The organism is Bacillus sp. FSL R7-0672 (genome assembly GCF_038601465.1).
Lineage (GTDB): Bacteria > Bacillota > Bacilli > Bacillales > Bacillaceae > Bacillus > Bacillus pumilus.
This window is the reverse complement of sequence record NZ_CP152010.1, coordinates 3,222,660-3,236,645: the sequence shown is the minus strand read 5'-3', so window position 1 is coordinate 3,236,645 and position 13,986 is coordinate 3,222,660. Positions and strand designations below refer to the sequence as shown.

11 protein-coding genes and 2 pseudogenes are annotated in these 13,986 nt (G+C 43.4%); 6 read left to right on the top strand and 7 right to left on the bottom strand.

What is annotated here, in order from left to right; translation table 11 throughout:
* Positions 1 to 44: 44 nt before the first annotated feature.
* The gene (locus MKY18_RS16465; protein ID WP_181462007.1) at positions 45 to 926 is read right to left on the bottom strand and encodes a Cof-type HAD-IIB family hydrolase; all 882 of its coding nucleotides are present in this window, start codon (positions 924 to 926) and stop codon (positions 45 to 47) included.
* Positions 927 to 1,276: 350 nt separating this feature from the next.
* Complete coding sequence (locus MKY18_RS16460) at positions 1,277 to 2,242, bottom strand: LCP family protein (protein ID WP_044140082.1); 966 nt, start codon at positions 2,240 to 2,242, stop codon at positions 1,277 to 1,279.
* A gap of 271 nt (positions 2,243 to 2,513) precedes the next feature.
* Here MKY18_RS16460 and MKY18_RS16455 point away from each other — a divergent pair, with 271 nt between their 5' ends.
* Both MKY18_RS16455 and MKY18_RS16450 read left to right on the top strand, forming a co-directional pair.
* Complete coding sequence (locus MKY18_RS16455) at positions 2,514 to 3,878, top strand: sugar porter family MFS transporter (RefSeq protein ID WP_095117897.1); 1,365 nt, start codon at positions 2,514 to 2,516, stop codon at positions 3,876 to 3,878.
* Between the two features lie 137 nt (positions 3,879 to 4,015).
* On the top strand, positions 4,016 to 5,413 hold the full coding sequence (locus MKY18_RS16450; protein ID WP_342497588.1) for a bifunctional glycosyltransferase family 2 protein/class I SAM-dependent methyltransferase: 1,398 nt from the start codon (positions 4,016 to 4,018) through the stop codon (positions 5,411 to 5,413).
* Positions 5,414 to 5,426: 13 nt separating this feature from the next.
* Here MKY18_RS16450 and MKY18_RS16445 read toward each other — a convergent pair whose 3' ends face one another.
* The 5 genes and pseudogenes from MKY18_RS16445 to kduI all read right to left on the bottom strand — a co-directional run bounded on the left by MKY18_RS16445 (position 5,427) and on the right by kduI (position 10,773).
* A complete protein-coding gene (locus tag MKY18_RS16445) occupies positions 5,427 to 6,572 on the bottom strand; it encodes a Ger(x)C family spore germination protein (RefSeq protein ID WP_106067030.1) in 1,146 nt (381 codons plus the stop codon).
* Entirely contained in the window at positions 6,569 to 7,669 is a 1,101-nt protein-coding gene (locus MKY18_RS16440; protein ID WP_342497587.1) for a GerAB/ArcD/ProY family transporter, read from the bottom strand. Before MKY18_RS16440 ends, MKY18_RS16445 begins: the two co-directional genes overlap by 4 nt.
* 3 nt (positions 7,670 to 7,672) lie before the next feature.
* A pseudogene (locus MKY18_RS16435) lies at positions 7,673 to 9,062 on the bottom strand (spore germination protein).
* A gap of 105 nt (positions 9,063 to 9,167) precedes the next feature.
* Positions 9,168 to 9,941 carry a 2-dehydro-3-deoxy-D-gluconate 5-dehydrogenase KduD gene (gene kduD / locus MKY18_RS16430; RefSeq protein WP_113767776.1) on the bottom strand — a complete coding sequence of 258 codons (774 nt, stop codon included), beginning with the start codon at positions 9,939 to 9,941 and terminating at the stop codon, positions 9,168 to 9,170.
* A gap of 4 nt (positions 9,942 to 9,945) precedes the next feature.
* Complete coding sequence (gene kduI, locus MKY18_RS16425) at positions 9,946 to 10,773, bottom strand: 5-dehydro-4-deoxy-D-glucuronate isomerase (protein WP_106067034.1); 828 nt, start codon at positions 10,771 to 10,773, stop codon at positions 9,946 to 9,948.
* 262 nt (positions 10,774 to 11,035) lie between these two features.
* Here kduI and MKY18_RS16420 point away from each other — a divergent pair, with 262 nt between their 5' ends.
* The 4 genes and pseudogenes from MKY18_RS16420 to MKY18_RS16405 form a co-directional block, all read left to right on the top strand.
* The gene (locus MKY18_RS16420) at positions 11,036 to 12,046 is read left to right on the top strand and encodes a LacI family DNA-binding transcriptional regulator (RefSeq protein ID WP_065097909.1); all 1,011 of its coding nucleotides are present in this window, start codon (positions 11,036 to 11,038) and stop codon (positions 12,044 to 12,046) included.
* 86 nt (positions 12,047 to 12,132) lie between these two features.
* Complete coding sequence (locus MKY18_RS16415) at positions 12,133 to 13,149, top strand: sugar kinase (protein ID WP_065097910.1); 1,017 nt, start codon at positions 12,133 to 12,135, stop codon at positions 13,147 to 13,149.
* Complete coding sequence (locus tag MKY18_RS16410) at positions 13,121 to 13,720, top strand: bifunctional 4-hydroxy-2-oxoglutarate aldolase/2-dehydro-3-deoxy-phosphogluconate aldolase (protein WP_065097911.1); 600 nt, start codon at positions 13,121 to 13,123, stop codon at positions 13,718 to 13,720. Before MKY18_RS16415 ends, MKY18_RS16410 begins: the two co-directional genes overlap by 29 nt.
* 89 nt (positions 13,721 to 13,809) lie before the next feature.
* Positions 13,810 to 13,950 (top strand): annotated as a pseudogene (locus MKY18_RS16405) (GNAT family N-acetyltransferase); the annotation flags it as partial.
* Positions 13,951 to 13,986: the final 36 nt, after the last annotated feature.

The window sequence follows — 13,986 nt, the reverse complement described above, 5'->3', positions numbered from 1 at the left end:
ATCTACGTTCGTATCGGACTTTTAGACTTCTCTCTAGGCGCTGATCAGACAAGCGTCTTTTTTTCGTGGAATTGATTTTGTAAAAGCAGATCAATAAAGTAAGCAACACCGTCTTCATGATTACCTTTTGTAATGTAGGTGCTCTTTTCTTTAATGACATCGACTGCATTCCCCATTGCAATGCGGTGGCCTGCTTCCTCAAACATGGATAGATCGTTGGGGCTGTCGCCGATCGCATAAATATGTGAGCGGTCTACGCCATAATGAGCTGCGAGCTTTTTGAGGGCATGTCCTTTTCCAGACTCTTTTGGAAGAACCTCAATGATATGTTTTCCAGAAGAGGTCAATGAAAGCTCAGGCATTTCCGCGAGGAGATCTCGTGCTTCCTGTAGTTTATTCATATCAAACGAGAAGCAGAGTAATTTATAGGTCGCTTCATTCAACTCAAAAATCTGACGAATATCATCCACTGGTTTGATGCCAAATTGTTTGAATTGAGTCATTGCCCCTTCCCATAAATCAGCTACATCTTCATTTGGATTCGCGCTTTTGATCACATCGAATTCTGCTTTCAGCTTCTCTTTTCCATCAAAAGGAGAGAGGAGCGCATCGTCCGTGTAGACCTCAAAGTAAATGTTTCGTTCTACTAATGCCTGAGCCGCTCGTTTTCCTGCTTCTTGGTCAAGTGTGATACGGCTGAAAAGTTCGTAACCTTCTGTATGAACGGTTCCGCCGTTTGCTGCAATAATAGGGATATCCAAATCGCCAAGCAGTTCCTTCACATCAAAAGTCGCCCGCCCTGTACAGATGGTGACAATATATCCCGCTTCCTTCGCGCGGATCAATGCCTCCCTGTTTTGAGCAGATATTTCACTTTTTGTATTTAAAAGTGTACCGTCTAAATCAATCGCAATCATTTTTTTCATCGCTGTCAAATCCTCCTTCATGCATGCAATAGCCTCTTCAAAGTATGTACGATTTCGTTCCTTCTCATGAGCAATACGATGCTTGTTCCTCTCTATCAAGGCTAAACAAAAATGATTGAATGATCAAGGAAATAAGCCAAAGGGGAAAAATCTGCATCATCGTTAGCAAGTAAAAAAGCGCCCCTTAGGGACGCTTTCAGCGTGTAGACAAACCCTCGCATTCGGTGTCAGTCCTGTGCTCGTCCTTCCTAGAGTTCTATCGCGCTGAAAAGAAGACAAAGAGCTAAAATAAAAACCATTTTAGCCCTTTGTCAACAATCAAAAAGCGCCCTTTGGGGACGCTTTCTGTTTTATGATAATTCAAGCTGCTTCTTCAATTCAGTCTTCACTTCGTTTAGCTGGTTTTGATCCAATTGGTAATAATAAACCCCGTTTGGCTGGTAATCAGAGCCTTTAAGCTGAATGGTATCAACCGATTTCAATGACGTCAGAAGTGGGAAAAGCCCGACTAGCTCTTTCATTGAAAGGTTGGTCGCGACATTATCACCAAGCGTATCAATGATATTGTCATATGACGGAATTGATGTTAACGATTTTGATTTATCAAAAATGGCTTTTAATACTTCCATTTGACGCTGCCCGCGCATTAAATCACTATCTGCTTTTCTAGTTCTCACATATGCGAGAGCTTGATCACCGTCTAGCGTATGAGTTCCTGTTTGAAGCTGTACCTTTCCCTTTGTATCTTTTAGAACCTGTTTGACCACATATTCATCCTTGACGTTAATAGAGACCCCATTTAGTTCATTGACGATCTCTTTAAATGCTTTGAAATTACTTTGGATCATAAAATCAACCGGAATATCTAGTAAATCTTCGACTGTACTCAAGGTTAAATCTGCACCGCCAAATGCGTGTGCATGTGTAATTTTGTCATAGCCATGCCCTGGAATATTTACATATGAGTCCCTTGGAATGCTTAATAATTTCACGGTTTTACTTGTACGATTGACGGTTGCTAAGACCATCGCATCGCTTCGTGCTTGTTTCACTGTTTCGCCCGGTCTGCTGTCAATACCAAGCAGCAAGACAGAAAAGCTGTCTTTACCAGGATCAAATGCTTCAATCCGTTTGACAGATTGAGCGCCGCGATCTAAAGATACTTGTGCTTTTTTTGCAGCGCTTGTCACTTTATAGTAGGCATAGCCTGTGACAGAAGCGGTTGTCAGTAAAAGGATACCGACTATAAATAGAGTGACTTTCACCCATGGTTTTAAACGCTTTTTTCCTTTGCGTTTGCTTCTTGATTGATCCATATATTTTAAACCCTCGCTATGATTTTTATAGTAAAGATGTCCCTCTTTTTACTTACAAACTAAAACAAATATACCTTAGAACGGGATATAGTGCGATGTTTTTTTCACTAACGCTTAATTGACGTTTCCTTATCGTAAAAAGTTTCAATGATACGCAAATGAAATATATTTGTCATAAAACATCGAAATGTTTGAAGTGACAGAAAGTGAGGAAAATGATTTTCCATAGAGAAACATCCAGTACATACAGAACAAAAGAGGGGTTATGAACATGAAAAATCGGAATGGATGGCTTTATTTTTTCGGCGCACTTGGCGGCGCCTTATATGGTTATGATACAGGTGTCATTTCTGGCGCCATCTTATTTATGAAAGAGGATTTAGGGTTAAACGCATTTACAGAGGGACTTGTTGTCAGCTCGATTTTAATCGGAGCGATGCTCGGTTCCTCTTTATCTGGAAAGCTGACAGATCAATTTGGGCGGAAAAAAGCCATCATCGCCGCAGCGATTTTATTTATTATCGGCGGATTTGGTACAGCCCTTGCTCCGAATACGGAAGTGATGGTCTTATTCCGAATTGTGCTAGGACTTGCTGTCGGGTGCTCGACCACGATTGTTCCATTATATTTATCTGAACTTGCTCCAAAGGAATCGAGAGGTGCACTGTCCTCATTAAACCAGCTCATGATCACATTTGGTATTCTTCTCGCCTATATTGTGAATTACGCTTTAGCGGATGCAGAGGCATGGCGCCTGATGCTTGGAATTGCGGTCGTGCCTTCTGTGCTTTTATTATGTGGGATTATGTTTATGCCAGAAAGCCCCCGCTGGCTGTTTGTCCATGGACAAGCAGACCGTGCGAAAGAGATATTATCTAAACTCAGAAAGAGTAAGCAAGAAGTGGAAGAAGAAATTTCAGACATTCAACAGGCGGAAAGTGAAGAAAAAGGCGGTTTTAAGGAATTATTTGAGCCGTGGGTACGCCCAGCATTAATCGCTGGTGTCGGTCTTGCCTTTCTGCAGCAGTTTATCGGTACCAATACGATTATTTACTATGCACCAAAAACATTCACAAGCGTTGGCTTTGGTAATTCAGCGGCCATTTTAGGAACCGTCGGAATTGGGGCAGTGAATGTCGTCATGACGTTTGTGGCGATTAAAATCATTGACCGTGTAGGGCGTAAAGCGCTGCTCTTATTTGGGAATGCTGGCATGGTCCTAAGTTTAATTGTCCTGTCAGTGGTTAATCGATTTTTCGAGGGGTCAACAGCTGCAGGATGGACAACCATTATTTGTTTAGGACTCTTCATCGTCATCTTTGCTGTCAGCTGGGGTCCAGTCGTTTGGGTGATGCTTCCTGAGCTGTTCCCAGTACATGTCCGAGGAATCGGTACGGGCGTCTCTACCTTCCTCCTTCATACAGGGAATTTAATCATCTCGCTTACATTCCCAACTTTACTAAGCGCGATGGGTATCAGTAATCTCTTCCTCATTTATGCGGTCATTGGCGTAGGTGCCTTCTTATTTGTGAAATATATGGTGGCTGAAACGAAAGGGAAAAGTCTTGAAGAAATTGAAGAAGATTTAAAAAAGAGAAACCGTGCCGTCACAGGTGAAGAAGGAAAAACGGTGTAAACAATGACCAGCTGCACGCATGCAGCTGGTTTTTCTTTGTTAAACAAACGTTTAATTAAGAAAGGACAATCTCTCATCTTCTGAACGTGCTGCATATGACATACATATGAAACAGACGGGCGAAAGGTGGAAATGAGATGAAAGGGAAAACGAGCATTGTCATCCTGACATACAATGAACTGCATTTAACGAAAAAATGTATCGACAGCATTAAGCAGCATACCCGAAGTGAGCAATATGAACTCATCATCGTTGATAATGCGTCAACCGACGGGACGAAGGAATATGTGAGAGAGTTGAAAGATGTGATTTTCATAGAAAATGCAGAAAATCGAGGCTTTGCAAAGGGCTGTAATCAAGGAGCGAAAAAAGCGACAGGAGATAGCATTCTCTTTTTAAATAACGATACGATCGTGACGGAAAACTGGCTTTCTCCATTAAGAGAGGCGTTATTTGCATCAGAACGTATTGGGATGGTAGGACCAGTCTCCAATTATGTGAGTGGTCCTCAAATGGTCGAGCCATCGTATACAGATGTGAAGGAGCTCCCAGCTTTTGCGAAGAATTATACGGCTGCGAAAAAAGGTCAGAGAACTTATGTACATCGGCTTGTGGGATTTTGTCTGCTTGTGAAAAGAGAGCTTATTGAAGAGGTGGGTTTATTTGATGAACGGTTCGTGTATGGATCATTTGAGGATGACGACCTTTGTTTGAGATCCTTGCTCAAGGGATATCAGCTGCAAATCGTTCACGATTCATTTGTGCATCATCACGGTCATGCAACCTTTCGAGCAAATCAAGAAACGAACATCTCTACACTGTTTGCAGAGAACAGGCTTCGGTTTTTAGATAAATGGGGCATTGACCTCAATCTGATGGCTCCTCATCCGTACTTTGCGGCTCTGCTGCCTGAAGACGCTGTTTGTGTACTGGATGCGGGATGCGGCGCAGGGGCAACAGGGCTTGAACTAATGAATCGGCAGTCTGTTGACATGTACGGAGTAGAGGCTGATCCATTAAAAGCAGCCATCGCAAAGGCATATTACAAAGAAGTCATCGAGGCAAAAGCAGATGAGTACCCGTGGTTAGAGAAAGAGGCTTTTTTTGATGCGATCATTTTTTCGGATGTTTTAGAGCATGTGTCAGATCCTTGGCACATCATTGAACAAGCGCACGCATCTTTAAAGCCAGGCGGCGTGATCATTTGCTGCCTGCCCAACATGATGCATGCAGAGGTGCTTCTCCCGTTAATGACAGGGGATTTTACGTATCAAGATGTAGGAATTTTAGACCGAGGTCACCTGAGGTTCTTCACACCAAATACAATGCGTGCGCTTTTCCCAGACCATTTGTTTGAACGGGTGATCGAGCAGCGGATCAATGTTCCGATTGATCAAAACGTCCAATTGTTTTTTGACGAGGTGGCGAGAGTAGGAGTGTCACTTGGCTTTCAAACAAAAGCGTTGACTGATCAAGTGACTCTATATCAGCTTTTACTTGTCGTGCGTAAAAAAGGCGGCTCCCCTTCGGGATAACCGCCTTTTTGCTTTACCATTTAAAGCTTTTTGTTGCACCTTCTGCACCAAAGTTCAAGATGCTGACTTTGACATCGTAATCAATGGCTGCTTCTTGGAAGAGCCTATCCCACTCGGTACCATGCCGATCCCAATAGTCAGGATATTTCATACGGAACTGCTTGTTAAACAATATGGGATCAACGCCCACTTCTTTTTGCACATGATGGACCGCTTTTTGAATGCGTTCTTTAATTTTATGAGCAAAGATCCGCTCAAATCGTTTGATATACTGCTCATCGAATGAGTTTTCAGGAGGATATTGATCCTCAGACAATTTTCCATTAGTTTGTACGCTAATTTTAAAGGATACCTTTCCATTTTTCAGATAGGGCTCGACCTTCGTCTTTGCTTTTTTGATTTCATACGTTATCGGATAACCTTTGTAGGTGGCAGGTACAACGCCACCTGAAATTCGGTCCATCACCCAGTTTAAAGATTGGACATCCTTCGCAGGGATGAAACCGATCAGCTTACGTGTTTTTCCGTGAATGATGCCTGCTCCATCATAAATAAGTTCACCGTCTATCGCATCTACACTTTGCACAAGGAAGCTAACGCCCATCTGAAAGTAATCAGACGCCCGGCCAATACGTGTTGGCGGTGCGATCTTTCCGTTAAAGCTTCGATTTTTGGATGTTTCGAAGATATGCTCAACTGGGACCTTTTGCTGTGATTTCAATTTTTGGTTGATGATTTTTGACGCATCTCCTCGTGTCACGAGGAGATAGCTGCTTCGCCGAACCTCATCATCTCGAATAAAATGATTGAGTGTTCCTTGAATATCGTGTTGCTCCGCCTGGGTTTTACCAAACAAAAAGATTTTCAGGTGATCACTATAGATCGGCGGGTCCTTCAAGGCGACATTACTGACAGCCTCCAGCACATTTTTTCCCTTCGAGACAACATTCACATAGCCGGGAGAATCGGCTTCTTGTGTTCCGCCTGTTTTCGGTACAAGGTTTTGGTAGGTCAGCTTAACGCCATCCTCATCTTCCTCATCAATACCAACACCGCGTACAAACGATAGTTTTTCAATATCCTTTAAATCCCAGCATCCCGCTGATAGAAGGAAAAGACAGCAGGACAAAAAGATGAACATTACACGTCTTCCTCTCATGCAGAACGACCTCCCCATTTTTTGCGTATCATCAGCAGAACAGCTGTAATAAAAGGAATGGCTAAAACCGCGAACAATGCGTAGCCGAGTAAAGTAGAGTAGTAAAAGACTTCATTGATATTTCTCGGAAATAAAGAGAGGGCAGAGGTAATCAAAAACAGCAGCCATAGCAGTCTCGTTACATTGGTCGTCTTAAAGACCGTGTGACAGCCTTTAATCGCAAATTGGAAAAAGCCAAGCATACAAATAAACTGCTGGCACGTCCAGATCGTCAGCAAAAAAATGTCAAATCTTTCAATGAAGACCCCTTCAAGTTCTAGTGCTTGAATGAGGGAGACAGTGGGCCAGGTGAGGGATTTCGTTTCTCCAACGGTCATGGAACCAATCACAATAAAGAGCGTGAGAGAGTAGATAAGTGAGGTAATTCCGACCCCGATCGCAGCGGCCCATTTTGCCTTCGACCATTTGTCTTTATAAATGAGTGGTACAACAAACAAAATGACCTCAAAGCCTGTAAATTGAATAAATGTTTGAGAGAACAAATTACTGAAATCTTTAAACCCGTGCGCCATCACTGGGCGTAAGTAATCAAAGTTGAATATTTTCAAACTAAACAGCATGAGCCCAATATAAATAATCATCGTCATCGGATATATGTATGTCACCATTTTTACTATTGGAAAAATACCACTTTTCAAATGATAGATCGCCACGAGAAGAAAAATCATCACAATCACTGCCATGGGAGTCGATTCCAGCAGGAAAAATTGGACCACTTCCCCGAGTACACGCGCTTCAAAGCCGACAATGCCTAGTAAATAGGCAATCAGCATTAAATTAAAGAACGTGCCAATGATGGCACCGGCTCCTTTTCTATTTGAGTCAAAAATGGTATCCGGCGCATTTTTTTCAGCAATCCATCCTAACAAAAAAGCAACGAAAGCAAAGATGACTCCCTGTATTAATACAATGATCCAGCCATCAGGGAATCCTGAATTGGCAGAACTGCGAGGAATGGTTAAAATTCCAGCGCCTATCATTGTAGAGCTGCACAGAATGGTGACTTGTAACAATGATAGCTTCTCAGCTCTGTACATCGTTTAATCTCCTTGTCTTTTGAGATTTTTTATTTTTGCTGTTTTCGGTCTCGATTTAAATAGCCCAATTGGTAAACGTACGTACGTATCCTTTAAATCTGAAAACGGTGAAGACAAAACAGGTGTGAAATAGTCAAAACCAAAGGTCTTTAATTGCATCAGGTGACAAAGCACAAATAAATAACACATGATTAAGCCATATAACCCCAACATCGCTGAACTGAAAATAGCCATAAACCGCAAGATACGCAGCGGGAAACTAAAGTCATAGGACGGTGCCGTAAAGTCAGCTAGTGCGGTCAGCGACACAATAATCACCATTAAGGCACTGACGATATTGGCTTGGACAGCCGCCTGACCAATGATGACGCCGCCAATGAGCCCAATTGTCTGCCCGATGGCTCTAGGAAGCCGAAGTCCAGCTTCTCGCAGCAGCTCTATCGTAAAAGACATAAGAATCGCCTCAACAACAGGAGGGAACGGAACATTCTGCCGGCTGCCTGCGATGGTGAGCGCCATCCGTGTGGGTAATAAGCCTGGATGATAAGAAACTAGTCCATCTCTGATAATAATCTTCAGGTGATTGCATCAAGGCTGTAAAGGTCATCGGTAAAATGAGCGCAAAAGGAGTGCCATCGAGTAAAATTGACACTTTTCCTTCAAGCACAGATGCAATCACCCGGTCAGGACGTTCTGTATTTTGAATCTGCGGGAAAATGGAGATGTGGCTGTCCTCAATTAGCTGTTCAATATAGCCGGTTTCAGGGATGTCATCCATTTTGATTTCGGTCATGCGTGATAAAACATCTTCTACTAATTTAGGGTCAACAATATCACGAACGTACACAAGGGCTGCGGACTTTTTATTGCGAGTACCTACATTCACCTTTTGAATGACAAGGTTTGGGTCATTTGCCCGCTCACGGATTAAAGCCGTGTTTTTTTCAAGATTTTCAATAAAGCCGATCCGAGGCCCTCTTACAAGGACTTCCGATTGCGGCTCTTCTACTTCTCTAAATTGAAAAAGGTTCGTTTGGAGCACAAGTGCTTGAGCCGCGCCATCTACAAATAAAATAGCCCTGCCGTTATATAACTGCTCGATGGCAAGGTTCATATCCTCGAGCACGTCATTTTGGATGCCAAAGAACGTTTTAGACAGGGCTGGAAGCGTACTAGAATCAACCTCGGTGATATCCAGTTCCTTTTGCATGGGTGAAATGATTTGTTTGGAAAGCATCTCAAATTCTGTGAGTCCTTCAACGTACATGAGACATGCAGAGATAGCAGAAGGGCCAAATGAAAATGAGTGGAACACGATATCATCACTTTTCCCGGCAAAGCTTTTGACGCGCTTGATGACGGACGCTATATCTTGTTCAATACGACTTTTCATAATACCTCACCCTCATGTCATGTTTTTTATAGAGTGACTCGGATGGTGGAGAATTATGCAAATAGAAAAAAGAGAATCCCTGCAAATAGGAATTCTCTCGTCTGTTTATCTCGCAAGCCAACCGCCATCAACTGCTAAAATATGACCGTTCAAATAATCAGAGGCTGGTGAGCTAAGGAAAACAGCCGCACCGGCTAGATCCTCAGGCTTTCCCCAGCGCCCGGCAGGAATTCGTTTGAGAATCTCTTCATTTCGATTCTCATCGTCCCGAATGGCTTGCGTGTTATTGGTCGCAATGTAACCAGGAGCGATCGCATTCACTTGTATATGCTGGTTCGCCCATTCGTTTGCAAAAGCCTTCGTCAGCCCTGCGACTGCGTGTTTACTTGCTGTATAAGCGGGGACAAAGACACCGCCTTGAAACGATAGAAGGGAGGCGATATTGACGATTTTCCCTTGCCTATTTTTCAGCATCTGTCGCCCAACCCTTTGGGTGAGGAAAAAGAGACTATTGATATTCACATCCATGACCGTATGCCAATCTTCCTCCGAATAATGAGCGGCCTGCTCTCTTTTAATGGTGCCAGCATTATTGATTAAAATATCGATCGTATGCTTTTGTAACATGGCATCGACAGCCTGCTTTGCAGTTTGAGGGTCGGAAAAGTCAACCTGAACCGCATGAAACGAGCGGCCCGCCTGTTCGACTAGTGTTTTCGTTTCCTCAAGCGGTGTGTGGTGGTATGTGCCGATAATATCTGCGCCTGACCTGGCAAGCGCCACAGCAATGCCCTGCCCAATGCCGGTTCCAGGACCTGTCACAAGGGCTGTTTTGCCTTCAAGAGAAAAGAGGGACGCTACATAGGATGCTGTCGTCATCACATTACCTCAGCTGGTCCATTGGGACAAAGTCCATATCTTTAAACGTATAGTTCTCGCCCGCCATCGCCCAAATAAATGAATAATTCGATGTACCCGAGCCTGAATGAATGGACCAGGCAGGAGAAATGACCGCTTCCTCATTGGCCACAACGAGGTGTCTTGTTTCAGATGGCTCCCCCATAAAATGAAAGACACGAGCATCTTCTTCGATATCAAGATATAAGTACACTTCCATACGCCGATCATGAATATGAGCGGGCATCGTATTCCACGTGTTATTGGTTTCAAGCTGAGTGATTCCCATCATGAGCTGACAGCTTTGGATACCGTTTGCGTGGATGACTTGATACAGGTTTCGTACGTTTGAAGCAGACGCTTCCCCTAAGTGATTCGGTGTTAATTCAGCGATGGCTGCTTTTTGCGTAGGGTACGCTTGATGAGCTGTGGCTGATACAAGATAGAACTTGGCTCCCTCGCCTGATGAACTAGCAAACTGTACATCTTCGTGTCCAAGCCCAATATATAAGAAATCTTTGTGCTCCAGTACAAAGGCTTCACCATCAACAGTGACTGTTCCTTGACCGCCGACATTTACAATGCCGATTTCTCGTCTTTCAAGGAAATATTCCGTACGTAGAAAGTCGCCCGCATCTAATTTGAGCGGCTCTGCAGATGGCATGACTCCGCCAATCACCACGCGGTCCTCATGTGAATAGTAGAGCTTTAATTCACCGCTGACGAATAGTGTAGGAATATGAAAATGACGACGAAGTTCCTCTGTTGTAAAACGTTTGACCTGCTCAGGGTGTACAGCATAACGATTTTCCATTTGAAATAAGCCTCCCTTTCCATCTGAAACAAAGTATGGGTATTTTATTTGGTATCGGTTTCAAGGGAAATTTTAGAGGAAAAAGAGAGTGCCGTCAACTGTTATTTTGAAATCGCTTTCTTTTTGTTTATTTAAATGGTTTTTTGTCATCTCCAATCAAAAAAATCTTCTGGAATTTAAGAAATTATGATATGCTCTTTTTAAGTTATTTGAAATCGGTTTCGAAACAAATGAGAAGATATTGATTGTGGGAGTTTTTTGAATGAAAGAGAAAAAGCAAACGAAAGTGACCATCAACGAAGTGGCCGCTTATGCAGGTGTTTCAAAATCAACTGTATCCAGATATATCAATGGCAGAACAAATGAAATTTCTACTGAAAAGGTCAAAAAAATTAAAAAAGCCATTGAGGAACTGCATTATCGTCCGAGTCAGCTCGCTCAAGGTTTGAAAGTAAGAAAAAGCAAGGTCATTGGGTTTATTGTAGCCGACATTACGAATCCATTCTCTGTAGCGACACTTCGCGGAGTCGAAGAAATTTGTGATGAATATGGATACAGCATCATGGTATGCAACACAGATAACCGGCCAGAAAAAGAACGAGAAATGCTCCTCAAGCTGAATGCGCATTATATTGAAGGGCTCATCATCAATACGACCGGCCAGAACAATGACATTTTGCAGGATTTTAAGAAAGACGGTTTGCCGATTGTTCTTGTTGACCGGAAATTATCTGAACTAAAAGTCGACACAGTGACAACGAATAACCGTGATATCACGATCCAGTTGCTTCAACAAATGTATGAGAGAGGCTATGAACACATCGCCTTTTTTACTGAGCCGGTCGATGGGATCAGTCCTCGTGAAGAACGAAAAGAAGCATATGAACAGACAGCCATGAGTAAACATAAGAAGCCTATCATTGCAGAAATTGATTTGAAACAAAAGGAACAACTGCGAGAAGAGCTTGTCCATTTTGTCCAATTAAGCCAGCAGAAAAAAGCAATTTTAGCAGCCAATGGATTACTTATGCTGAAGCTGATCAGTGAGCTTGTAGAACTCGGGTTAAAGATTCCAGAAGATATAGGCATCGCAGGCTTTGATGATACAGAATGGTATAAGCTGATTGGGCCTGGAATCACAACGGTTGCCCAGCCATCTCATGAAATGGGGAAAGCCGCCATGCAAAAAATCAAGACTCGGCTTGAAGGGGATGAAAGTGCGCCCCAAACCATTCAGCTTGATGGAGAAATCATCGTAAGAAAATCCTTATAAACAACAGACAGAGAAGAGTATACATACGTGCATGCTCTCTCTTTTTCAACTAATTTGAAACCGGTACCGAGAAAGGGGAGAAATGAGTGAAAGCATTGGATGCGGTCACATTTGGGGAATCAATGGCGATGTTTTACGCAAAAGAAGCCGGAGAGCTTCATCAAGTGCATACATTTCAAAAGGCGCTTGCTGGTGCCGAAAGTAACGTAGCAGTCGGTTTGGCGAGGCTAGGTTTTGATGTGGGATGGATGAGCAAAGTCGGAGCAGATTCACTTGGCACATTTATTTTAGAAGAGCTTCAAAAAGAAGGAGTCGATACAAGTGCAGTGATCCGTTCAAATGATGGGTCTCAAACAGGGATTTTACTTAAATCCAAAGTGATAGATGGAGACCCTGATGTCACGTATTATCGTAAAGGCTCTGCTGCGAGCACAATGAGTCCAAGCGACTTTCCCGCGAATTATTTCAAACAGGCAGGACATCTCCATATGACAGGTATTCCGCCTGCATTATCCAGTGAAATGAGAGCGTTTTCTTTTCATGCTCTTCAAAAGATGAAAGAAGCAGGCAAAACCATTTCATTTGATCCAAACCTTCGGCTGCAGCTATGGGAAGAGGAGGAAGATATGATCCATACAGTGAATCAGATGGCTTTTCAAGTGGATTGGTTTTTTCCGGGGCTTGCAGAAGGGCAAAGGCTCACAGGCTGTCACGAGCCGGAAGAGATTGCAGATGTTTATTTGCAAAAAGGCGTCAAGCTTGTGGTCATTAAGCTCGGTGCAGAAGGTGCTTTTTATAAAAGTGCATCCAGTCAGGGGATTGTGAGCGGCTTTTATGTGTCAGATGTCGTGGATACAGTCGGTGCCGGTGATGGGTTTGCCGTGGGGGTTATCAGCGGGTTACTGGACGGTTTATCATATGAAAAATCTGTGACAAGAGGCAATGCTGTAGGGGCTCTTGCGGTGATGTCTCCAGGCGATAAGGACGGCCTGCCTACTCGGGAAGAGCTTCAGGCCTTTATGAAAGAAGCCAAGCGATATCACAGACGGGAATATATGAAGGAGGATGAAGGATATGGGAAAGTCAGCAAGTTTGAGCGTTAAAGAACGTCTCGTGGCTTGTAAGCTGATCGCAGTGGTGAGAGCGGAGAGCGAAGCAGAAGGCATTGAGATCATTGAGCGTTTAAAGAAAAAAGGCGTTCGTGCCATTGAAGTGACGTATACCACGCCCAATGCTGAACACATCATCGCATCCTTTCAGCATGAGCAAGATCTGATTGTAGGAGCAGGCACAATCACCACCCTTCAGCAGGCGCAGTCAGCCATTGACGCAGGCTCGCAATTTATTGTTAGTCCAGGGTATCTCCCTGTCATTGGAGAGCATCTCTCATTTCACGACACACTCTATGTACCAGGTGTCCTCACCCCAAGTGAAATCATGCATGCAAAAGCAGCTGGATACTGCTTGCTCAAACTTTTTCCAAGCGGCTCCTTCGGTTTATCCTATATGAAAAACTTACAAGGCCCATTTCCAGACATTGAATTTATTCCAACGGGGGGTATTCATCCAGCCGATGTGCCAAAATGGCTGAAAGCAGGTGCAGTGGCAGTAGGGGTCGGAAGTCAGCTGGAAAGCAGTACGGCAGAAGAATTACAAGCAGTTCTTTCTTCATAAATAGGCACTATCAAATGAACAACTGGCAGATGAATGCCGGTTGTTTGTTCGTTTAGCTGACATAATAGCAGGTGAATGCTGACTCTTCACGTGTCAGCTTAGAGACAGGTGCGATGTCTTTTTTCGAGCCAGCAAGAAAACTATATGAGAGTGTTGGGTTTTATATTTGTCCGCCTTTCGGTTCATATCAAGAAGATCCAAACAGTTTATTTATGACAAAGGAATTATAGAGGTCGAGAGAGTATGCTTATAAGCAGCTCTTTTTT